Origin of the sequence: Flavobacterium hankyongi (assembly GCF_036840915.1) — a bacterium.
Taxonomy (GTDB): Bacteria; Bacteroidota; Bacteroidia; order Flavobacteriales; family Flavobacteriaceae; genus Flavobacterium; species Flavobacterium hankyongi.
Genome location: NZ_CP085725.1, coordinates 685,706 through 709,504 on the forward strand (window position 1 = coordinate 685,706; position 23,799 = coordinate 709,504).

The 23,799-nt window shown below is 32.0% G+C and carries 19 protein-coding genes; 7 read left to right on the forward strand and 12 right to left on the reverse strand.

Going from position 1 to position 23,799, the window contains the following annotated elements:
- Positions 1-7: 7 nt before the first annotated feature.
- A protein-coding gene (prfB, locus tag LJY17_RS03180) for a peptide chain release factor 2 (protein ID WP_264542409.1) occupies positions 8-1,103 on the reverse strand; the annotation gives its coding sequence in 2 pieces (ribosomal slippage) (positions 8-1,039 and positions 1,041-1,103; 1,095 coding nt in all).
- A 185-nt stretch (positions 1,104-1,288) separates the two neighbouring features.
- On the opposite strand from prfB, the gene LJY17_RS03185 reads away from it, so the two are divergent.
- Positions 1,289-2,314: a threonine aldolase family protein gene (locus LJY17_RS03185; RefSeq protein WP_264542410.1), complete on the forward strand. Its 1,026-nt coding sequence runs from the start codon at positions 1,289-1,291 to the stop codon at positions 2,312-2,314.
- A gap of 64 nt (positions 2,315-2,378) precedes the next feature.
- Here the strand turns inward: LJY17_RS03185 and LJY17_RS03190 are convergent, their stop codons facing one another.
- Positions 2,379-2,705, reverse strand: coding sequence for a YbaB/EbfC family nucleoid-associated protein (locus tag LJY17_RS03190; RefSeq protein ID WP_264542411.1), 327 nt, complete (start codon positions 2,703-2,705; stop codon positions 2,379-2,381).
- Between the two features lie 142 nt (positions 2,706-2,847).
- Between LJY17_RS03190 and LJY17_RS03195 the strand changes: the two genes are divergently transcribed.
- Together LJY17_RS03195 and LJY17_RS03200 are read left to right on the forward strand one after the other, a co-directional pair.
- On the forward strand, positions 2,848-4,908 hold the full coding sequence (locus LJY17_RS03195; protein ID WP_338441888.1) for a S9 family peptidase: 2,061 nt from the start codon (positions 2,848-2,850) through the stop codon (positions 4,906-4,908).
- 77 nt (positions 4,909-4,985) lie between these two features.
- A complete protein-coding gene (locus LJY17_RS03200; RefSeq protein WP_264542413.1) occupies positions 4,986-6,026 on the forward strand; it encodes a PLP-dependent cysteine synthase family protein in 1,041 nt (346 codons plus the stop codon).
- A gap of 85 nt (positions 6,027-6,111) precedes the next feature.
- On the opposite strand, the gene LJY17_RS03205 is transcribed toward LJY17_RS03200, so the two are convergent.
- From LJY17_RS03205 to gcvT, 4 genes are all read right to left on the reverse strand, one after another.
- On the reverse strand, positions 6,112-6,648 hold the full coding sequence (locus LJY17_RS03205; protein WP_264542414.1) for a hypothetical protein: 537 nt from the start codon (positions 6,646-6,648) through the stop codon (positions 6,112-6,114).
- Between the two features lie 150 nt (positions 6,649-6,798).
- Entirely contained in the window at positions 6,799-7,509 is a 711-nt protein-coding gene (locus LJY17_RS03210; RefSeq protein ID WP_264542415.1) for a YebC/PmpR family DNA-binding transcriptional regulator, read from the reverse strand.
- An 88-nt stretch (positions 7,510-7,597) separates the two neighbouring features.
- Positions 7,598-9,616, reverse strand: coding sequence for a S41 family peptidase (locus LJY17_RS03215; RefSeq protein WP_264542416.1), 2,019 nt, complete (start codon positions 9,614-9,616; stop codon positions 7,598-7,600).
- A gap of 5 nt (positions 9,617-9,621) precedes the next feature.
- Positions 9,622-10,704, reverse strand: coding sequence for a glycine cleavage system aminomethyltransferase GcvT (gcvT, locus tag LJY17_RS03220; protein ID WP_264542417.1), 1,083 nt, complete (start codon positions 10,702-10,704; stop codon positions 9,622-9,624).
- A gap of 92 nt (positions 10,705-10,796) precedes the next feature.
- Between gcvT and LJY17_RS03225 the strand changes: the two genes are divergently transcribed.
- Positions 10,797-11,645 carry an NAD(P)H-hydrate dehydratase gene (locus LJY17_RS03225; RefSeq protein ID WP_264542418.1) on the forward strand — a complete coding sequence of 283 codons (849 nt, stop codon included), beginning with the start codon at positions 10,797-10,799 and terminating at the stop codon, positions 11,643-11,645.
- A gap of 27 nt (positions 11,646-11,672) precedes the next feature.
- Here the strand turns inward: LJY17_RS03225 and LJY17_RS03230 are convergent, their stop codons facing one another.
- Entirely contained in the window at positions 11,673-13,037 is a 1,365-nt protein-coding gene (locus LJY17_RS03230) for a TlpA family protein disulfide reductase (protein WP_264542419.1), read from the reverse strand.
- A 126-nt stretch (positions 13,038-13,163) separates the two neighbouring features.
- On the opposite strand from LJY17_RS03230, the gene hutH reads away from it, so the two are divergent.
- A complete protein-coding gene (gene hutH, locus LJY17_RS03235) occupies positions 13,164-14,666 on the forward strand; it encodes a histidine ammonia-lyase (RefSeq protein WP_264542420.1) in 1,503 nt (500 codons plus the stop codon).
- The gene (locus LJY17_RS03240; RefSeq protein WP_264542421.1) at positions 14,666-15,148 is read left to right on the forward strand and encodes a GyrI-like domain-containing protein; all 483 of its coding nucleotides are present in this window, start codon (positions 14,666-14,668) and stop codon (positions 15,146-15,148) included. The genes hutH and LJY17_RS03240 overlap by 1 nt, the downstream gene beginning before the upstream one ends.
- Here LJY17_RS03240 and LJY17_RS03245 read toward each other — a convergent pair.
- From LJY17_RS03245 to LJY17_RS03265, 5 genes are all read right to left on the reverse strand, one after another.
- Entirely contained in the window at positions 15,137-15,499 is a 363-nt protein-coding gene (locus LJY17_RS03245) for a DUF1304 domain-containing protein (RefSeq protein WP_264542422.1), read from the reverse strand. The genes LJY17_RS03240 and LJY17_RS03245 overlap by 12 nt on opposite strands.
- Positions 15,500-15,715: 216 nt before the next feature.
- A complete protein-coding gene (locus LJY17_RS03250; protein ID WP_264542423.1) occupies positions 15,716-16,303 on the reverse strand; it encodes a TMEM175 family protein in 588 nt (195 codons plus the stop codon).
- A 206-nt stretch (positions 16,304-16,509) separates the two neighbouring features.
- Positions 16,510-17,019, reverse strand: a complete 510-nt coding sequence (locus LJY17_RS03255; RefSeq protein WP_264542424.1) for a DUF421 domain-containing protein — start codon at positions 17,017-17,019, stop codon at positions 16,510-16,512.
- The gene (gene rimK / locus LJY17_RS03260; protein ID WP_264542425.1) at positions 17,019-18,389 is read right to left on the reverse strand and encodes a 30S ribosomal protein S6--L-glutamate ligase; all 1,371 of its coding nucleotides are present in this window, start codon (positions 18,387-18,389) and stop codon (positions 17,019-17,021) included. The genes LJY17_RS03255 and rimK overlap by 1 nt, the downstream gene beginning before the upstream one ends.
- A gap of 58 nt (positions 18,390-18,447) precedes the next feature.
- Positions 18,448-20,994 (reverse strand): ATP-dependent Clp protease ATP-binding subunit, encoded by a 2,547-nt coding sequence (locus LJY17_RS03265; protein WP_264542426.1) that lies wholly within the window; start codon positions 20,992-20,994, stop codon positions 18,448-18,450.
- A 258-nt stretch (positions 20,995-21,252) separates the two neighbouring features.
- On the opposite strand from LJY17_RS03265, the gene gyrA reads away from it, so the two are divergent.
- Positions 21,253-23,799 (forward strand): DNA gyrase subunit A, encoded by a 2,547-nt coding sequence (gyrA, locus tag LJY17_RS03270; RefSeq protein ID WP_264542427.1) that lies wholly within the window; start codon positions 21,253-21,255, stop codon positions 23,797-23,799.

Below are 23,799 nucleotides of genomic sequence, written 5' to 3' on the forward strand. Positions count from 1 at the left end.
TATTAGTTTAACTTTCTTTTTGCCCCATCATCATGAGATATGCTTTCAAGAAATCATCTAGGTTTCCGTTCATAACTCCTTCAACATCACTAGTTTCATGTTGGGTTCTTACATCTTTAATTAATTTGTAAGGATGCATAACGTAGTTACGTATTTGTGAGCCCCACTCGATTTTCATTTTGTTTGCTTCAATGTCTGCTCTTTGTTCCATGCGTTTCTTTAATTCAATTTCATACAATTGAGAACGTAACATTTGCATAGCTCTTTGTCTGTTATCTTGTTGAGATCTTGTTTCGGAACACTGAATTTGAATTCCAGTTGGTTTGTGAAATAATTGAACTTTAGTTTCAACTTTATTTACATTTTGTCCACCAGCACCACTCGAACGTGATGTTGTAATTTCAATGTCTGCTGGATTAATGTCAATTTCAATACTATCATCAACCAACGGATAAACATATACTGATGCAAATGAAGTATGTCTTTTAGCATTGCTGTCGAAAGGCGAAATTCTAACCAAACGATGAACACCGTTTTCTCCTTTAAGGTATCCAAATGAATAGTCTCCTTCAAATTCTAATGTCACTGTTTTTATGCCAGCAACATCCCCTTCTTGAAAGTTTAATTCCTTAACCTTATATCCATTTTTTTCTCCCCACATCATATACATACGCATTAACATACTTGCCCAGTCACAACTTTCAGTACCTCCAGCTCCAGCAGTAATTTGTAGTACAGCACTCAAGGAATCTCCTTCGTCTGAAAGCATGTTTTTGAACTCTATGTTTTCTATATGAGTATTAACAGATTCATATAATTCGTCGAGCTCGGTCTCACTTAACTCACCTTCTTTAAAAAAGTCATAAGCAATTTGAAGTTCATCTGAAAGATTTATTGCTTTTTCATAATCTTCAACCCATTTTTTCTTTGAGCGTAGATTCTTCACAATTACTTCAGCTTCTTTTGCATTGTTCCAAAAATCAGGAGCAAAAGTTTTCTCTTCTTCGTTAGCAATTTCGATTAATTTGGCATCAATGTCAAAGATACCTCCTCAACGCACCAAGGCGTTCTACAATACCTTTAATTTGGTCGACATTTGTCATAATAATTTTATACTTTTGATTTCTATTTTTGAATTTTCAAATGTATTTCTAATATTAACCTAAAAGGTTTTAAAAGTGATATGTTTTTGAAATACTTGGGAAAGATACTAAAAATTTTTTTCTCCCCAAAAATAGTGAGTTCAGAACAAGTTAATTCTTACAATTTAGATTGATTTTTTATCAATATGGAAATAAACCTGGTAAGTGATACCGTAACCAAGCCTACTCAAGAAATGTTACATGCTATGTTTAGCGCAAAAGTAGGTGATGATGTTTATAAACAAGATCCATCTGTAAATGCTTTAGAAGAAAAAGTTGCTTCAATTTTTGGAATGGAAGCTGCTTTATTTTTTCCTTCAGGAACAATGGCTAATCAAACCGCAATAAAACTGCATACTAATCCTGGAGATCAGGTTATTTGTGATAAATGGTCTCACATTTATCATTATGAAGGAGGAGGAGCTTCTTTTAATAGCGGTGTCTCTTGTAATCTTGTTGATGGAGATAGAGGGATGATTAATGCTTCATTAGTAAGGAATGCAATTAATGATCCTGAATTTTATCACGCCCCATTAAGTAAATTGGTAAGTATTGAAAATACGACAAATAAAGGTGGTGGTGCTTGTTATGAAATAGATACATTGGTCGAAATAAAAAAAGTTTGCGTTCAAAATAATTTAAAATATCATTTAGATGGTGCTCGAATATGGAATGCTTTAGTAGCGAAAAGACAATCGCCTAGGCAATTTGGACAATTATTCGATACGATTTCTGTTTGCTTAAGCAAAGGTTTGGGAGCTCCAGTAGGTTCTGTTTTAATTTCAGATGCTAAAACAATAAAAAAGGCTCTAAGAGTTAGAAAAATATTTGGAGGAGGAATGCGTCAAGCTGGTTATTTGGCAGCGGCTGGAATTTATGCACTTGATCATCATGTAGGACGTTTAGAAGACGATCACAGACGTGCTAAAGAATTAGGTCATATTTTAAAACAATTGCCATGGGTGGCTTCTGTAGAGCCAGTGGAAACAAATATTTTAATTTTTTCTGTTCAATCGTATTTGAATGAAAAAGTAATCATAGAAAAATTAAAAGAAAAAGGAATTCATATAAGTTCTATGGGGCATGGTAAACTTCGTATAGTTACACATTTAGATTATCGTCAAGTGATGCATGAATATGTAATGAATATACTTCCTAAAGTTGCAATGTAATTATTATCAAGCAATAAATTAAAATCCCGAAGTAATCTTCGGGATTTTTTGTAAGTAATCAATTTTATTTAAAAAGGCCGTCCATTCCAGGAATATTTGGCATCCCTTCTTTGGCAACAGCCGCAAGTTCAGTTTCGTGAACATTGGTTGCTTTTTCAATGGCTTTGTTTAATACTAAAAGTAAATAATCCTCGAGTTGTTCTTTGTCTTTTAGTAAAGCATCATCAATAGAAATAGACTTGATTTTTCTGTTGGCAGTTAAAGTAGTTTTTAATAAACCATCAGAACTTTGTTCGTCAACTAAAACATGATCTAATCTTTTTTTAGTATCTTCTACTTTTTGTTGGGTTTCTTTTAGCTTACCCATCATACCCATAATATCTCCAAACATTGTTATTATTTTTAAATGACACACAAAAATACTAAATTGCAATGCAAAAACACAACTAACTATTATGAATAAATTAGTTAAAGTAAGCTTGCTAAGTCTTATTTTTGCATCCTCAATAAATATTATAACAGCCCAAAAGAAAATGTCAAAAGAAATACAACCTCCTATTGCTAAAATTATTCCTCATACTTTAGAAAAACATAAAGACATACGAATAGATAATTATTATTGGCTTAATGATCGTGATAATAAAGAAGTTATTGATTATTTAAACGCTGAAAATAAATATTATGAAGAGATGACTGCTCATACAAAAGATTTTCAAGGTGAGTTGTTTACTGAAATGAAATCTAGAATTAAGGAAGATGATGAATCTGTACCTTATCTATATAACGGATATTATTATATTTCAAAATTTGTAACTGGAGGTGATTATCCAATTTATTCAAGAAAAAAGGGAAGTCTTGAAGCTAAAGAGGAAATTATGTTTGATTGCAATGAAATGGCAAGAAATCATGCGTATTTTCAGCTTGCAGGCGTGAGCGTTAGTCCTAATAATAAATATGCCACTTTTGGTACTGATTTAGTAAGTAGAAGGATTTACACCATTCAAGTAAAAAATTTAGAAACAAACGAAATATTATCTGACAAAATAGAAAATTGTACAGGAGGTTCGGTTTGGGCAAATGATAATGAAACTATTTTTTATGTTACTAAAGATCCTGTAACGTTAAGATCAGACAAAGTGTACCGTCATAAATTAGGAACAAACTCTAGTGAAGATGTTTTAATTTTCGAAGAAAAAGACGATACGTTTAGTGTATTCATTTATAAAGAAAAATCGAAGAAATACATTGTAATTGGCTCTCAAAGTACAATGACAACCGAATATCAGATTTTAAATGCTGATGCTCCAAACGATTCATTTAAAGTTTTTCAAAAAAGAACAAGAGGTTTAGAGTATAGTATTTCTCATTACAATGATAGTTTCTATATTTTGACCAATAAAGATGAAGCAACCAATTTCAAGTTGATGAAAACTTCTGAAAGTAATACTACAAAAGAAAATTGGGTTGATTTAATTCCTCACAGAGATACAGTTTTATTGGAAGACATCGAAATTTTTAAAGACTATTTGGTAGTTGAAGAGCGTGACAATGGTCTGACAAAATTACGAATCATGCCATGGAGTGGGGAAGGGGAATATTACTTACCATTCGATAGCGAAACATATACAGCATACACCTCTACTAATGTAGATTTTGATACAGATATATTGCGTTATGGTTATCAATCGTTAACAACTCCATCGTCTATTATTGATTTCAATATGAAAGATAAAACTAAAGAAATCAAGAAAGAGCAAGAGGTTTTAGGAGGTAAGTTTGATAAAAATAATTACGAAGAAAAACGTATCTGGGCAACAGCTCAGGATGGGGTTAAGGTTCCAATTTCATTAGTGTATCGTAAAGGAATTAAGCTTGATGGTCAAAATCCATTACTTCAGTATGCTTATGGATCTTATGGCTATTCTATGGATTGCACATTTTCGACTACTCGTTTAAGTTTACTTGATAGAGGTTTTATTTATGCGATTGCTCATATTCGTGGTGGTGAAGACTTAGGAAGGCCTTGGTATGAAGATGGAAAATTATTAAAAAAGAAAAATACATTTACAGATTTTATTGATTGTTCAAAGTATTTGATAGAACAAAAATATACTTCAGCTAATCATTTATATGCCGAAGGAGGTTCAGCTGGAGGATTATTAATGGGAGCAGTAATTAACATGGCGCCCAATTTGTATAATGGTGTAATAGCAGCAGTTCCATTTGTAGATGTTGTAACTACAATGTTAGATGAATCTATTCCTTTAACAACTGGTGAGTACGATGAGTGGGGAAATCCTAACGAAAAAAAATATTATGACTATATGAAGTCATATTCTCCTTATGATAATATTACTGAGCAAGAATATCCTAATATGTTAGTAACGACAGGTTTACATGATTCTCAGGTGCAATATTGGGAGCCGGCAAAGTGGGTAGCTAAATTAAGAACTTTGAAAAGTGATAAAAAACTATTATATTTAGATACTAATATGGATACTGGACATGGCGGTGCTTCCGGAAGGTTTGAGTCCTTAAAAGAAGTAGCAAAAGAGTTTAGTTTTTTATTAGATTTAGAAGGAATTAAGCAATAGTTAATTTTTTTTTATAGATTTGCAAAGTTTTGTTGTTGATAAAATTTCGAAACAAAAAGCCTCGATTATAAAAATATATGGGACAAGATATACAAGCTTACAATAATGTATTGGAATTAATAGGGAATACTCCGCTAATTAAAATCAATAAGGTTACTGAAGAAATTAAAGGAAATTTTTATGCAAAAGTAGAAGCCTTTAATCCAGGTCATTCAACAAAAGACCGTATCGCATTATACATTATTGAGGAAGCTGAAAGACAAGGAATCATCAAGCCAGGTGATACTATTATTGAAACAACATCTGGAAATACTGGGTTTAGTTTAGCAATGGTTAGTATAATCAAAGGTTATGAATGTATTCTAGCAGTTAGTTCAAAATCATCTCCAGATAAAATAGATATGTTACGTAGTCTGGGTGCCAAAGTATATGTGTGCCCTGCACACGTTTCTGCAGATGATGAACGTTCTTACTATAATGTTGCAAAAAGATTGCACGAAGAAACTAAAGGTTCGGTATACATTAATCAATACTTTAATGAGTTAAATATCGAAGCACATTATAAAACTACTGATCCAGAAATTTGGGAGCAAACAAACGGTAAAGTAACTCACGTTGTAGCTTGTACAGGTACTGGAGGGACATTATCTGGTGCTGCTAAGTTCTTAAAAGAAAAAAATCCAAACATTAGAATATTAGGTGTTGATGCGTATGGTTCGGTATTGAAAAAATACCATGAAACTAGAGAATTTGACGCTGAAGAAATTTATCCATACAGAATTGAAGGATTAGGAAAAAATTTAATTCCTACTGCTACAGATTTTGATTTGATAGATAAATTTGTAAAAGTTACTGATGAAGATAGTGCTCACATGACTCGTAACATTGCAAAAACCGAAGGTTTGTTTGTAGGTTACACATCAGGAGCAGTAATGCAAGCCATCAAACAATATGCAGAAGAAAATGAATTTGATGAAAATAGCAATGTAATTGCCATTTTTCCTGATCACGGTTCAAGATATATGAGTAAAGTGTTTAGTGACGAATGGATGAGTGCTCAAGGGTTCTTTGATAGTGTAAATGCTGAAGAAGCTCAGAAGATAGAATTCATAAAATAATTATTTTAGATATTATAAAATATAAAAAACTCCGAATCGTTGATTCGGAGTTTTTTGTTTGTACTTCGGGTTGCTTTGTTCAGCATTATTTCTGAATCATAAATTTTTCTGTAGTTATCTTATCTGATTTGTTATTGTATGTATCTAAGATAAAATTTCCTTCTGCATCAAAATAACCAACAGAAAATTTATTTTTATTGTAAAAAATATAATTGTTGTTTGAAGTTTTTCTCATTATACCACTTGGTTTGTTTTGATCAGTATACATTGTGTATGAGCCTCCTTCTTCAGATTTTAACTGATATTTCATTCCGTCAAGCATATAATAACTTGAATGATCTACTTCAACAACTTTAGCTACACCATTATGATTAACCGTTGTGGTATTGGTTACCTCAACTGGTGTATTTGCAATTGGAATATTTTTTGTTCCTGGTCTTTCGGCCTCAACCTCTACTTTTTGCACCTCTTTAGTAACCTCAGATTTGACTAATTTTTTTTCTCCATCAGAATCCTTGATAGTGGTAACTGTTGTTTTTACCTCTGTTTGTAAGTTTTTGTTCTGCGCTTGGATATTTAGCGTAAATACTACTGCAAGCATTCCTAAAATTGTAGTTTTCATAATTTTTGAGTTTTATTATTACATATACAAATTTAGATTAGTAGTTAATCAAGCGTTTTATATCATTTTAAGGAAGAATTATATAATTCTCATATAAAACAAAAAAACTCCTGAATATTCAGGAGTTTAGTGATATAATAAGTAGTTTAATTATTCTTGCATTGTATGGAAAACGTTCATAACGTCGTCATCCTCTTCAATTTTCTCTAATAATTTTTCTACGTCTGCAACTTGCTCAGGAGTTAATTCTTTTGTTACTTGTGGAATTCTCTCAAATCCAGAAGATAATACTTCAATTCCTCTGTTTTCTAATTCTTTTTGAATAGCACCAAAACTTTCAAACGGAGCATACATTACAATTCCGTCTTCATCAGCGAAAATTTCTTCTACTCCGAAATCAATCATTTCTAATTCTAATTCTTCAACATCTTGCCCTTCAGCAGGAATACGGAAGTTACAGGTATGATCAAACATAAATTCTACCGAACCTTGTGTTCCTAAAGCTCCATTACATTTATTAAAATAACTTCTAATGTTGGCAACCGTTCTATTGTTGTTATCAGTAGCAGTTTCAATTAAAATTGCAATTCCGTGAGGAGCATATCCTTCAAACAATACTTCTTTATAGTTGGCAGTTTCTTTATCTGAAGCTTTTTTAATAGCACGTTCAACATTGTCTTTTGGCATATTAGCAGCTTTCGCATTTTGAATAACTGCTCTTAAACGCGAGTTAGTTTCAGGATTTGGACCTCCTTCTTTAACTGCCATTACAATATCTTTACCAATTTTTGTAAACGTTTTTGCCATTGCTGACCAACGCTTCATTTTACGTGCTTTTCTAAATTCAAATGCTCTTCCCATTTCTTAAGTTTTTATTATGATGCAAAAATAAATGATTCAATTGTTTTTAAAAGTCTTTTTATAGTTTTTTAATCAAATCAATGATAAATTATTTTAAATCTGTCATTATTTGTATTGTTCTGTAAATACTATAGTTCTGTTTTAAAATTTTAATCTGTTTTTCACTAATGGATTTTAAATAATCATCTAATTTTATTTTTTCAGTATCGTACGAAGTTTTATAAATTAGAAAATTATAATCTTTTTTAGTTTGTTCTTCAAATTCTTGCCAGTCTTTAGCTAATTTAAAAATTCGGTCATAAACAGGACCAAATTTTAGTGTCAATGGCTCCATAGGAACATTCAACAAATTATTAATTTTGTTTCTTAATACTTTTATTTTTTGAAGTTCAGGATCAGTTTTGTTTTTGTCGGTTTGTGTTTTTACAACCTGTTTTTGTTTTTCATTAAAAGGAAATGATTCAATAGTAACAACACCTTCTATTTTGTCATTTTTAAGGGCTGTTTTAGCATCTTGTTCTCTTTGAATTTGTCCATCAAAAACATTAGGAATTTCAATATCTGGTAAAATACCTATAGATTGATTGCTTTTACCTGTAATTCTGTAAAATTTGCCGACAGTCAATTTAAGAAATTGAGTTTCTTTATCATCTAAAGGAATGATTTCTTGAAAACTTGCTTTTCCAAAAGATTTAGTTCCTGCGACCAGTGCTAATCGATAATCTTGCATTGCATTAGTAAAAAACTCACTTGCAGAAGCAGAATTTCCATTTTGGAGAATAATAATAGGCCCTGTGTAAATAACTTTTTCATTTTGAGAAGATATAATTTCTCTTTTATGTGCTTTATTTTGAGCCTGACCTATTGGGGCTCCTTTTATAAATAAGCTGCATAATTTTATGGCTTCATTCATTGACCCTCCTCCGTTGTTCTCAAGATCAATTATTAAACCTGAAATATTATCTTGCTTTAGTTTGTGTATTTCTTTAGCTACATCTTCACTAACATTCGTTTTTCCATCTTCAATAGTTGAATAAAAAGAAGGGATATTGATATAACCTGTTTTTTTATTATCAAATTCTAAAATAAAACTATAAGCACTGTTTTGATAGTCTTTCATGATTTGTTTGACCAAAGTCAATCCGTAAACTTCACCACTTTTTTTTTGAAAAGTGAAATCAGCTTTTTTATATTCACTGGAATTGAAAATGTTTTCAATTTTTTCCATGTTTAGGCAGTTCGCTAAGTATTCTTCATTAGAAGATTTTATTTTGGTGATGATATCACCAGGTTCTATTTTTTCTAAAAAGTACGTTGATGTTCCTGGAAGAGTGCCTGAAACTAGAATCTGATTATTTTCGTTAAAAGCTAAAAATAGTCCAAAAGTATAATTGTCTGAACTTACTGTTGTTAAGAAGTTTGATTTTGCACTTTTGGAAAAATATTGAGTATGCGGATCAAAATAATTACTGAAAATACCAAAAAAGCGATTGTAAAATTCTTCTTTAGTTATCGAGAATTTACTGGTTTCACAGGTAAATTGATCAAAAATTTTTTGTTTCGAATCTGGAACTAATGTTGAAAAAACTGATGATAAAGAATCTTTTTTTGTACTCATTGTAGAAATATCAAAGAATAAATCCATCAACATTTTCTTTTTAAAGATTTTCTTTAATTCAATTGTAGTATTCAAGTGAGGTCTTTTCTTTGAATAAAATCGAATTACTTCTGGATTAGTTAAAGAAAAAGGTTCATTTTTAATTTCACTTATAATTTTGGCACGTCTGTCTACAGCGGTATTATAAGTTTTAAAAAATGTATTTAAAAAGTCACAATTTTCACTATTTATATAGTCGTCAATCTTGTATTTGTATTTCTTCAGTAGTTCAATATCCGAGCTTAAAAATAAATCATTATTTGGATCAAGGTTGTCAAGAAAGTTCGTAAAAAGATAAACCGATAAACTGTCATTTATCGGTTTTGGTTTATAATGTAATTTTTTGATTAATTGGCTCATTTTTGTTAATGTACTACATGCATCCATTTCAGATTGTGCATGTAAAATTGTAGCCCAAAAAATCATTAAAAAAAGAAAATATTTTTTCAAACTTTTTATTTTTTATAAAAAGGTAATTTAACCACTTTGGCAGCAATGTCTTTGTTTCTGATACGGATATAAATTTCTGAATCTACTGTTGATAAAGAAGTTGGAACATAACCTAATCCAATTCCTTTATTCATTGATGGTGATTGAGTTCCCGATGTTACGATACCAATTACATTTCCGTTTGCATCAACGATTTCATAATCATGACGAGGAATACCTCTTTCGATTAATTCGAAAGCAACTAATTTACGAGAAACACCTTCTTCTTTTTGTTTCTTTAAATTAGAAGAGTTAGTGAATTCTTTGTCAAATTTTGTAATCCATCCTAAGCCAGCTTCTAATGGAGAAGTTGTATCGTTTATGTCGTTTCCATACAAGCAGAAGCCCATTTCTAAGCGTAATGTATCACGTGCAGCCAATCCAATTGGTTTAATCCCAAAAGGAGCTCCAGCTTCAAAAACTTTTGCCCAAATTGTCACAGCATCTTCGTTTTTGAAATAAATTTCAAATCCTCCAGAACCAGTATAACCAGTAGCAGAAACTATTACATCATTTACACCAGCAAATTCACCAATTTGGAATGAATAATACGGCATATTTACTAAATCTATAGATGTTAGAGATTGCATTGCTTCAGCTGCTTTTGGTCCTTGGATGGCCAATAAAGAATAAGCATCTGATAGGTTTTCCATTTCAACGTCTAAATCGTTGTGAGCGGAAATCCAGTTCCAGTCTTTTTCAATATTTGAAGCATTTACCACTAACATATAATGATTGTCTGCAATTTTGTAAACAATTAAATCATCTACAATTCCACCTTCATTATTTGGCAAACAAGAATATTGTGCTTTTCCGTCAACTAACTTTGAAGCATCATTTGAAGTTACTTTTTGAATTAATGCCAAGGCATTTTCTCCTTTTAAAAAGAATTCTCCCATGTGAGATACATCAAAAACTCCTACGCTATTACGAACTGTTTCATGCTCTATATTAACTCCTTCATATTGAACAGGCATGTTATAACCTGCGAACGGAACCATTTTTGCACCTAAACTTTCGTGAATGTGCGTTAATGCTGTATTTTTCATTTTGTGTTGTATAATAATTTTCGAGCGCTAATGTACCGATTTTTTACGGAGTTACAAAAGGATAAAACATTCATATTTTGTAAATTTATGTTATGGAAAAGTATTTTTATATCGATTATGAACAGGCTAAAAGAAGATTTAAGCCAATTGTAAATCAAGCTCACAAAGGAATTCAGGGACATGCATTGATTATTGGTGGAAGTTATGGTAAAATAGGGTCTGTTTGCCTTTCTGCTAAAGCTTGTTTAAAGTCTGGAGCTGGACTTGTCACTGTCTATGTCCCTAAATGTGGCTATGAAATTGTACAAACCGTTATGCCTGAAGTAATGGTTTTGACAGATGAGTGTAATGAGTATATTTCTTCAATTCAGACTACTTTATCAATTCAAGTTATTGGAATGGGGATGGGAATGGGATTACATAAAGAAACGCAACAAGCTTTTTTTCAGTTTTTAAAGATGAATTATTTACCGATAGTTATCGATGCTGATGGTTTAAACATTCTTTCAGAAAACAAAACTTGGCTCGAAAATTTGTCTGACAAAACTGTTCTAACACCTCATCGTAAAGAATTGGAAAGATTGATAGGAATTTGGGAAAGTCAAGAACAAATGTTGGAAATGGTTAAGGAATTTTCAAAAAAATACAACATTGTAATTGTGGTCAAAGGAGCACCAACAATGATTGTGTATAAAAATGATGTTTATGTAAATACGACAGGAAATCAGGCTTTAGCCACTGCTGGTAGCGGAGATGTTTTAACAGGGATAATTACAGGTTTAATTGCTCAGGGATATGATATGATTGATGCTGCTATTTTAGGAGTTTATCTACATGGGTTGACAGCAGATTTAGCAGTACACGAAACAAGTTATAATTCTTTTATAGCTTCAGATATTATTCAATATTTAGGAAAAGCATTTTTAACTTTGAAAAAATAAAAAAGGCTGTATTAACAGCCTTTTCGATTATTTTATTCCTAATTCATCAAATTTTTCGATTAGTTTTGGATCTGATGGGCGAGGAGCATCTGCTGAAGTGATATTGCCTTGTGGATCAACTAAAATAAATCTTGGTATTCCTTCAATTGCATAGTCAGTTATAAATTTTGAATTCCAATCGTTGTCTGCAAAAAGTTGAATTCCTCCAAGACTTTTTTCTTCAACAAACTTTTTCCATTTGTCGTAGTCTTTTTTAGTATCTATAGATATACTTACAAATTCTATGTTTTTTCCATGATATTTTTCTTCTAAGCTCTGTAAACTTGGAATTTCTTTACGGCAAGGACCACACCAAGTTGCCCAAACATCAATGTAAACATATTTTCCTTTTAAGCTTTCTAAAGAAGTTTTTCCTCCTTTAAAATTTTCGTACTCAAATGTTGGTGAAACTTTTCCAACTGCCACTGTTTTGATTTTGTTATACTTTGCAGTTAAAGATTCTTTAAGTTTTGTGTTGTCAGAAAGTGCCATTATCTCATTATATAGCATTTCAGAATCTGGATTTCCAGCAATAACTTCGTAAGCTAAATTTTGGATTAAAGCATTTTTAATTGATTTACTTTTGATTTTTTTTATTTCAGGTAAAGCAACTTTATAAGTGTACTCATCTTCATTACTTATTTTAGAAGTCAAGTTGTTGTTGAAATTTGCATTAACTAATTGTTTGTAGTGGCTAGAAAATTGATAATCTGCTTCGTTGTCATAATCGATTGAAGGGTTAACTTTAGGAAAGCTTTCTGAAGTTTTAAAACCTTCTTTTTTTGCATAATGTGAATGATATCTTTCGTATACCAAAATTTGTAATTGTTCAAAATAATCTAAACTTTTCTTTTCATTTTCTTTAAAAGATTTATCTGAAAGTTTAGTAGTATTAATTAATGCTAAAATATTGTTTTTTAATGTTTTAATTTTTTCTAAATAAACTAATTCTTCAGTTGAATAAAATAATTGAGGATTAGACATTTCCTTGCTTAAAATAGTATTCTTTTGTTGCCAATAATTATTTTCAGCGCTTCCAGCTCCTTCAAATTTTATAGTGTTGTTGAAGTTTGCATCATCTGCAGAAATATTTAACTTACTTGTTTTTGTTAAATAAATTGGAGCACGATTATTTTTTGTAGCCATAAGGTAAACACCATCATACTCAATCGGAAATGATATGTTAAATGTTCCGTCACTTTTTAAGGGAATTTCTTTTTCAAATAATTCTCCTCTTACTGTAAGTTTGTCACCAGATGGATTGGTTATTTTTCCTGTAAGTGTGATGTTGTCCGCAGAAAACATCAAAAGACTGTTAAGAAAGAAAAATAAAATGTAGATGCTCTTTTTCATAGTTGGTCATTTTTAAAATATCAAAGATAATAAAGCGTTTAAAAATTAATCTTAAATAAATACTAATAAATTAACTTGCTTTTTACTGTGTTTTTGTAGAATTTTGGCTTCCAAATAAACAACCAAATGGATACAGTGCATTATATTAGTTCTGATGTGTTTTCATTAGAATTGCTTCATGAAATAATCTCTCAAAATTTTACTTTACAATTATCAGAAGAAGCTAGAATTAACATTGAAAAATGTAGGGCTTATTTAGATAAAAAAATGGAAACTCAAAAAGAACCAATCTATGGCATTAACACTGGTTTTGGGTCTTTGTATAACATTAAAATTTCGAACGAAAATCTTACAAAGCTTCAAGAGAATTTAATGAAATCGCATGCTTGTGGTACTGGTGATGAAGTACCTCATGAAGTGGTTAAAATAATGTTGCTTTTAAAAATTAAATCATTAAGCTATGGCAATTCGGGTGTGCAATTGCAAACCGTTGAGCGTTTAATTGATTTTTACAATAATGATATTCTTCCTGTAGTTTATACTCAAGGGTCATTAGGAGCGTCAGGAGATTTAGCTCCATTAGCTCATTTATGTTTGCCTTTAATTGGTGAAGGAGAGGTATATGTAGATGGATTCCGTCAGCCGGCTGCAAAAGTCATGGATAAAATGGGTTGGCAACCAATCTTGTTAAAATCTAAAGAAGGTTTGGCATTACTCAATGGAACTCAATTTATGAGTGCATATGGATGTTATACATTGCTTAAAGCAATGAAATTTTCTTATTTGGCAGATGTTATTGGTGCAATTTCATTAGAAGGTTTTGATGGAAGAATTGAGCCTTTCAATGAGTTAATTCATTTAGTAAGACCTCACAAAGGACAAATTACAACGGCTCAGCGTTTTAATGATTTATTAGACGGAAGCGAAATTATTAATCAAGCTAAAAAACATGTTCAGGATCCATATTCTTTTAGATGTATTCCACAAGTTCATGGTGCATCAAAAGATACAATTGATTATGTAAAAAAGGTTTTTAAAACAGAAATCAATTCGGTAACAGATAATCCTAATATTTTTGTCGATGAAGATTTAATTATATCAGGAGGAAATTTCCATGGTCAGCCTTTGGCATTAGCATTAGATTTTCTAGGACTTGCTTTAGCCGAGTTAGGAAGCATTTCTGAAAGAAGAACGTATCAATTAATTTCTGGTTTAAGAGAATTGCCTGCATTTTTAGTTAGCGATCCAGGATTAAACTCTGGTTTCATGATTCCTCAATATACAGCTGCAAGTATTGTGAGTCAGAATAAGCAGTTGGCAACACCTGCAAGTATTGATAGTATTGTTTCATCAAACGGTCAAGAAGATCATGTGAGTATGGGAGCCAATGCTGCAACAAAATGCTTGAAAATTATGGAAAATCTTGAGCGTATTTTGGCAATCGAATTGATGAATGCGTCTCAAGCAATCGAATTTAGAAGGCCTTTAAAATCTAGCGACTTTATTGAAATGTTTTTGAAATCGTATCGCGAAGATGTGCCATTGGTAAAAGAAGACAGAATCTTGCATTATGATATAGAGAAATCTATTGCTTTCTTAAATAGCTTTTTAATTGATGATTTAGAATAATGGAGTTCAAAATAATAGATATACAACCCAAAAAACTCATTGGTAAATCATTATCAATGAGTTTTTTAAATAATGCAACAGGTGTGTTGTGGGCAAGTTTTGCTCCTAGTATTAAAGAAATAAAAAATAGAGTAGGAGGTGAACGTGTTTCATTACAATTTTATGGTGATGATTTTATGAAAAATCCTTCAATTCCTTTCACCAAATGGGCAACGGTTGAAGTTTCAAATTTTGATGAAATTCCATCACATTTAGAAAAACTTGAATTAAATGCTGGGTTATATGCTGTGTTTCACTACAAAGGAAACGTTGTTCAAGCTGCATCATATTTTAAAAATATTTTTACTGAATGGATTCCTGCTTCAGAATATGAAGTGGATAATTCCAGACCTCATTTTGAAATACTTCCAATAGGAAAATATGACCCAATGGATGAAAATTCAGAAGAAGATATTTATATACCTATAAAATTAAAAAAATAATACTGCTACTATTCCTAAAACTGCAGGAACAGTTTGCACATATAAAATTCTCTTAGAAGCTGTAATTGCTCCATATATTCCAGCAACTGCAACACATCCTAGAAAGAATAGCGCAACATTTTTTGACCATTCTATATCACATATCAGTAGCGACCAAATTAAACCTGCAGCTAGAAAACCATTGTATAAACCTTGGTTAGCTGCCAAGACTTTGGTGGGTTCAAATAAATCTTTAGGAATTGTTCTAAATACTTTTGGAGCTTTTGTTGTCCAAGCAAACATTTCTAGCCAAACAATATAAATGTGAATAAATGCTACAAAGGCGATGATGATTTTTGCAATGATTTCCATATTAATTTCTTTTTCAAATTTGGGTTATTATTTTTTTCTATGTTATTTCATTTATCTGAGTCGATAGGTGTAAAAGTAACTCTAAATTCCTGCTTCAATCTATCTTTCATGATAAAATAATAGCAACAATGTTCTTTCTTTAAAATGAATACAAAATTTGTTGACAAACATTCATTCATGGTTTTGGTTATCTTGAATTCAATTTCTTTTTCGTATTTAATCTTCTTTTTCAGCTTTGAAAATCTTTTCAATTCTTTTATCTGGAATTAACCACATTAATGCCACTAAACTATATATAATACCTGAAACAGCTTCATGATAATAAGTAGAAAAGATAGCAATTAAATATAGAACTGGTGATACTTTTCCTTTAAAATCATTACCTATAGCTTTAGATAAAATAGAGTTTTCACCTTGTGTTTTTATAATTAGATTTTGAAGAATTACATAAGCAATTCCGCACATTAAAAGAACGAAACCATAGAATAACATAGGGAAGGGAGCAAAATGATGTTCACCTATCCAAGCTGTTGCAAAAGGTATTAATGAGAGCCAAAAAAGCAAATGTAAATTGGCCCAAAGGATACCACCAGTTACTTTTTTTACTGTATGCATCATATGATGATGATTGTTCCAGTAAATTCCAACATAAATAAAGCTCAAAATATAACTAACAAATATGGGAAACAAGTTTAAAAGTGCCTTTAAATCACTTCCTTCTGGAACTCTTAGTTCTAAAACCATTATTGTGATGATTATGGCTAAAACCCCATCGCTAAATGCTTCAAGTCTGTTTTTATTCATAGTTAAGTTTTTGGAAATCTATTAGCGACTAAATTTAATTGTATATTATGTTCCATATAAGTTTTTAAGTCAGCTACAACTAAAGTAAATCGTTCGGTTGAACTCTGACTTGATATGAAATTTTATCGGGATACCTTTATAATTTTCATTTTATTTTCCTCACAAAAATGAATAAGCATTTCAGCTAATGCAAATTGTTTTTTTAATTATGATTTGCTTAAAGATTTATGTATTCTTCTTTTGTGCTTAGAATGTTTTAAGTTTTCATTGCCAGAAATAATGCTAATATTTCCATCAATCTCAAACATCGCTAACTTCACTTCGTTTTGATGAATAACTCCATGTTCTCTCATAGCTTCTTCCAATTCATCTGAAGTGATTCCTAATCGTGCTAAAGCTTTATAATCGGTCTTGCCATTATGAATTAGAATTTCTGGTTTGTCCTGAACCAATTCTTTTATAAAAGAAGATTTTAGCATGATTTTCTTAAAAAGAAAATTTATAAAAAATAAAGCACAAGCGGCAATAATGCCTCCTGATAGTGAAGAGTCACTGCCAACCATTGCATTTTGAACCGAATTGCTGATTAACAAAATTAGAATAATATCGGCCGTATTTAATTGTGAGAGTTCTTTTTTTCCAAAGACACGTAACGCAATTACCATAAAAAAATATACAGCAACACTTCGTAATACTATATCTAGATATGGATTCACTATTTTAGTTTAAAGTTTTTTTCGATTGCTTTAATCATTTCACCAGCAATATCTTTGTGTGTAGCTCCTTCAATACCTTCTAGACCTGGTGATGAATTAACTTCTAGTAATAATGGCCCTTTTGATGAGCGAATAATATCGACACCAGCAACTTTTAGATCCATTGCTTTTGCTGCGCGAATGGCAATTTTCTTTTCTTCAGCAGTTACTTTTACTACAGAGGCGGTTCCTCCCATATGAATATTGGCTCTGAATTCGCCAGGAGCAGCTTCGCGTTGCATTGCAGCAACAACTTTACCATCTACAACAAATAAACGTAAGTCTTTACCGTTTGCTTCTTTAATAAATTCTTGTACCAAAATATTAGCATTTAAACTCTTGAAAGCATTAATTACTGATTCGGCTGCTTTCTTGGTTTCGGCAAGAACAACTCCTTTTCCTTGTGTTCCTTCTAATAATTTTACAATCAAAGGTGAACCACCTACCATTTGGATAAGGTCATTTGTGTCTAAAGGTGAATTAGCAAAACCTGTTGTAGGTATGTCAACACCGTGATTTAATAATAATTGTAAAGAGAATAGCTTATCTCTGGATTGTGTTATAGCAGCGGCCGAGTTTAGAGTATAAACTTTTAAAGCTTCGAACTGACGAGTTAAAGCACAGCCGTAAAAAGTAATGCTTGGTCGAATTCTAGGAATTATGGCATCAAAATCATTCAAAACACGACCGCCACGATAGTGAATTTCTGGTTTGGTAGCATCAAGCTTCATATAACATTCTTTAATGTTTAGAAAGTGCATTTCGTGACCACGCATTTCACCAGCTTCCATGATTCTACGGTTGCTGTATAATTCTGGATTACTTGCTAAAACACCAATTCTCAATCCGTTTTTTACAATTTCAGAAGCTTGATAATAATTTTTTATTTCGTCAAATGAAGGCTGTCCTAATTTGTATTTGTCTTCTGGATCAACTACCAATCTTCCAATCATGGCCTCGCGTCCTAATAACATACGAAATCCCATAGAGTCACGATTTGTAAGTGTAACTTCGATATTAAAAGTTTTATCACCAATATGAAGTTGTGTTATTATAACATATCGTTGTTCTCTAAAGCCACTTGAACTTTTTACAACACGTTTATCTATCAATCTTGCTTCACAACGTTTTGTTATTTTTGTGTTATTTTGAAGAGGATTAATTTCGAAATGAACCCAGTTTTCGTTGTTTTTTAAAAATGGAGTAATGTTTAAGGCATGTAAAGCCGAAGTTTTTGCGCCAGAATCTACTCTGGCTTTAATAAAAGGTATTTGCAATTCAGGGAAAGAGCACCATTCTTCACTTCCAATGATTACTTTACTTTGTGGCATGTTTTTGTTTTTTATTTAAAAAACTAAGGTAGTATATTATTTTAAATAAAAAAACCTACTAATTAGTAGGTTTTTGTGCTTTTTTTATTTTGACTTTAAGCTCTTGTAAATCTTTATCTAAATCCATTTCTATGGTATCACCTTCGTGAATTTTTGAAGTTATGATTTCTTCGGCAAGTGCATCTTCAACATACTTCTGAATTGCCCTTTTTAGAGGTCTTGCTCCAAATTGTTTGTCAAAACCTTTCTCTGCGATAAAAGCTTTAGCATCATCAGATAATTTAAGATTGTATCCTAAATCTTTGATTCTTCCGTAAAGTTTTTTCAATTCAATTTCGATGATTAAGTCGATATCTTCTTTTTCTAATGCATTGAAAACAATAACATCGTCAATTCTATTTAAAAATTCTGGTGCAAATGTTTTCTTTAAAGCATTTTCGATTACACCTTTAGAATGTTCGTCAGCTTGTGCTGATTTTGCTGCTGTACCAAATCCAACTCCTTGACCAAAATCTTTTAATTGACGAGCTCCAACATTAGAAGTCATGATTATGATAGTATTTCTAAAATCAATTTTTCTTCCTAAACTGTCTGTTAGATAACCATCATCTAATACCTGAAGCATCATATTGAATACATCAGGGTGTGCTTTTTCGATTTCGTCCAAAAGAACAACACAATAAGGTTTGCGACGAACTTTCTCGGTCAATTGTCCACCTTCTTCGTAACCAACATAACCTGGAGGTGCTCCAACTAATCTTGATATCGCAAATTTCTCCATGTATTCACTCATATCAATACGGATAAGTGCATCTTCAGAATCAAATAATTCTTTGGCCAAAACTTTTGCTAATTGTGTTTTACCAACACCTGTTTGACCAAGGAAAATGAATGATCCAATTGGCTTGTTTGGATCTTTTAATCCTGCACGATTTCTTTGAATTGCTCTAGCAATTTTTTGAACGGCTTCTTTTTGACCAATTACTTTATTTTCAATAAGTTCTGGAAGTTTAGCTAATTTGTTGCTTTCAGTTTGTGCAATACGATTAACAGGAATTCCAGTCATCATAGAAACTACATCGGCAACGTTGTCTTCGGTTACTTGAATTCTATTATTTTTAGAATCTTCTTCCCATTGCTCTTGAGCAATTGCTAATTCTTTTTCTAATCGTTTTTCATCATCACGAAGTTTTGCTGCTTCTTCGTATTTCTGTCTTTTTACAACAGAATTTTTAAGTTCACGAACTTCTTCTAGCTGACGCTCTAAATCAAGAATTTGTTTAGGAACATCAATATTAGTGATATGAACTCTCGAACCAGCCTCGTCCATTGCATCAATAGCCTTGTCTGGTAAGAAACGTTCTGACATGTATCGTTCTGTTAATTTAACACAAGCTTCAACAGCCTCTGGAGTATAAATTACATTATGATGATCTTCATATTTTCCTTTAATATTGTTAAGAATTGTGATAGTCTCTTCTATAGAAGTTGGATCTACAATTACCTTTTGGAAACGACGTTCTAATGCACCATCTTTTTCAATGTATTGACGGTATTCATCTAATGTAGTAGCACCAATACATTGTATTTCACCTCTTGCTAAAGCAGGTTTAAACATGTTTGAAGCATCTAGCGACCCAGTTGCTCCACCAGCACCAACAATTGTATGAATTTCATCGATGAAAAGGATAATATCATCATTCTTTTCCAGTTCATTCATTACGGCTTTCATTCGCTCTTCAAACTGTCCGCGGTACTTTGTTCCAGCAACTAATGAAGCCAAGTCCAAAGTAACAACGCGTTTGTTGTAAAGAATTCTAGAAACTTTTTTCTGAATGATTCGTAATGCTAATCCTTCTGCAATTGCAGATTTACCTACGCCGGGTTCTCCAATCAATAATGGATTGTTTTTCTTTCTTCTACTTAAGATTTGAGAAACGCGTTCAATTTCTTTTTCGCGTCCCACAACAGGATCTAGTTTGCCTTCTTCTGCCATTTCGGTTAAGTCACGTCCAAAGTTGTCTAAAACAGGAGTTTTTGATTTTTTATTTGACTTATTGGCAGGGTTGTTAAAAGCACCTTCTCTTAAACTGTCATCTTGTCCCGAATCGTCGCCGTATTGAGATTCGTTTTTCGGGAAATTATCTTGAAAATCTTCTTCGTTTGGCATCATAGTTAAATATTGTTCTTTTGCTGTATCATAATCGATTTTCAGCTTGTTTAATAATTTTGTAGTAGGGTCATTTTCATTACGTAAAATACATAAAAGTAAATGCCCTGTGCTTATAGTGCTGCTTTGAAAAACCTTGGCTTCTAGGAAGGTGGTTTTTAATGCTCGTTCTGCTTGGCGTGTAAGATGCAGGTTTTTTTTATCGTTTCCACTTAAGGGATTAGGATTAGCAGGGCTTAATATTTCAACTTTTTTTCTTAAGTGATCTAAATCAATAGAAAGATTGTTTAGTATATTAATAGCGGTTCCATTACCGTCTCTTAAAATTCCAAGCATAAGATGTTCAGTTCCAATAAAATCGTGACCTAAACGTAAGGCTTCTTCTTTACTGTAAGTAATAACATCTTTTACTCTTGGTGAAAAATTATCATCCATAACTTAAAAGGATTTGAATGTAAATTTAATGATTTATAAGGCTAATTGCAAAAATCGTTCCTTATCTGGGGTCTGACAGCTAAGAGACAAAAAAATATTTAAAATCAGCGTTAATAATAATATAATTTATTAACCAAAGAATAACTTTTTTTTGTTGATAAATCGTGTAAATATGTTAGTGTATTACTATTTAATGAGTCTAAAATATCGTATATTAGCGCGTTTTGTAAATAAATTAAATTAATAACATAAATAGTTATGTCTGACGGAGAAAAGTTAATTCCAATTAACATTGAAGACGAAATGAAATCAGCTTACATCGATTATTCGATGTCGGTTATTGTGTCGCGTGCGCTACCTGATGTTAGAGATGGTTTAAAACCAGTTCATCGTAGGGTTTTATTTGGAATGCATGAATTAGGAGTATATTCAAACAGAGCACATAAAAAATCAGCAAGAATTGTAGGGGAGGTATTAGGTAAGTATCACCCACATGGAGACTCATCAGTTTATGATGCTATGGTTCGTATGGCTCAAGATTGGAGTTTACGTTATTTAATGGTAGACGGTCAAGGTAACTTTGGTTCTATTGACGGAGATAGTCCTGCGGCAATGCGTTATACCGAGGCAAGAATGAAAAAATTCTCGGAAGAGATGTTGGCTGATATCGAAAAAGAAACAGTAGATTTTCAGTTAAACTTCGATGATACTTTGGAGGAACCAAAAGTAATGCCTACAAAAGTTCCTAACTTATTGGTAAATGGAGCCTCTGGTATTGCTGTTGGTATGGCTACAAACATGGCACCACATAACTTAACAGAAGTTGTTGATGGTACATTGGCTTATATTGATAATAATGATATTGAAATAGACGAATTAATCACTCATATCAAAGCACCCGATTTCCCAACAGGAGGTGTTATTTATGGTATGGATGGAGTGCGTGAAGCATTCAAAACAGGTCGTGGACGTGTTGTAATTAGAGCAAAAGTTGGTTTCGAAGAGGTTGATGGTCGTGAAGCTATAATTGTTACTGAAATTCCATATCAAGTTAACAAAGCCGAAATGATTAAGAAAACGGCTGATTTGGTTAATGAAAAGAAAATCGAAGGAATTTCTACTATCCGTGACGAATCCGATAGAAATGGTATGCGTATTGTTTATATTTTAAAACGTGATGCAGTTCCTAATGTAGTTTTAAATACCTTATATAAATATACACAGTTACAATCTTCTTTCAGTGTAAATAATATTGCATTGGTAAAAGGTCGTCCACAAATGTTGAATTTAAAAGATTTAATTCATCATTTTGTTGAGCATAGACATGAAGTTGTTACTCGTAGAGCACAATTCGATTTACGTAAAGCAGAAGAAAGAGCACATATTTTAGAAGGTTTAATTATTGCTTCAGATAATATTGACGAAGTAATTGCGTTAATTAGATCGTCTAAAGATGGAGACGAAGCAAGAGCTAAATTAATCGAGCGTTTCAGTTTATCTGAAATTCAGGCTCGTGCAATTGTTGAGATGCGTTTGCGTCAGTTAACTGGTCTTGAACAAGATAAGTTACGTGCAGAATATGAAGAAATCATGAAAACCATCAACTATTTAAAAGAATTACTTGCAAGTAAAGAGATGAGAATGCAAGTAATCAAGGATGAGCTGAATGAAATCAAAGATAAATACGGAGATGAGCGTCGTTCAACTATCGAATATTCTGGAGGAGATGTAAGTATTGAAGATTTAATTGCTGATGAACAAGTGGTAATTACCATTTCGCATGCTGGCTATATTAAACGTACGCCACTTTCCGAATATAAAACACAAAATAGAGGAGGGGTTGGGCAAAAATCAGCTGGAACTCGCGATCAGGATTTCTTAGAGCATATGTACGTGGCAACAAATCACCAGTACATGTTATTCTTTACACAAAAAGGAAAATGTTTCTGGATGCGTGTGTATGAAATTCCGGAAGGAAGTAAAACTGCAAAAGGGCGTGCTATTCAAAACTTAATCAATATTGAGCAAGATGATAAGGTAAAAGCTTTCATTTGTACTCAAGATTTGAAAGATCAAGAATACATTAATAGTCATTATGTAATAATGGTTACTAAAGAGGGACAAGTTAAAAAGACTTCTTTAGAATCATACTCTCGTCCAAGAACTAATGGCGTTGCTGCAATTACTATTAAAGAAGGAGATGAGTTATTAGAAGCAAAATTAACAACAGGAAATAGTCAAGTATTAGTAGCTTCTAAATCTGGTAAGTTGGTTCGTTTTGAAGAGGAAAAAACCAGACCAATGGGAAGAACTGCTTCTGGAGTTAGAGGAATTACATTAGCTGATGAAAAAGACGAAGTAATTGGAATGGTGTCTATCGATAGAGACCATGTAAATGATTCTCAAATATTAGTAGTTACGGAGAAAGGTTATGGTAAACGTACCAAATTAGTTGATGAAGACGGTGAAGATGTTTACCGTATCACTAATCGCGGAGGTAAAGGGGTTAAAACTCTTAATATCACTGAAAAAACTGGCTCACTTATTGCTATCAACAATGTAACTGATGAAGACGATTTAATGATTATCAATAAATCTGGATTGACAATCAGAATGAGAGTTTCAGATTTACGAGTTATGGGACGCGCAACGCAAGGTGTTCGTTTAATTAATATTAAAGGAAGTGACTCTATAGCGGCGGTTTGTAAAGTAATGCGTGAAGATGAAGAATCTGATGAAAACTTAGAAGATTTGAATGATGATATCACAAATGAAACTTCAACAGAATCAGAAACACAAGAATAA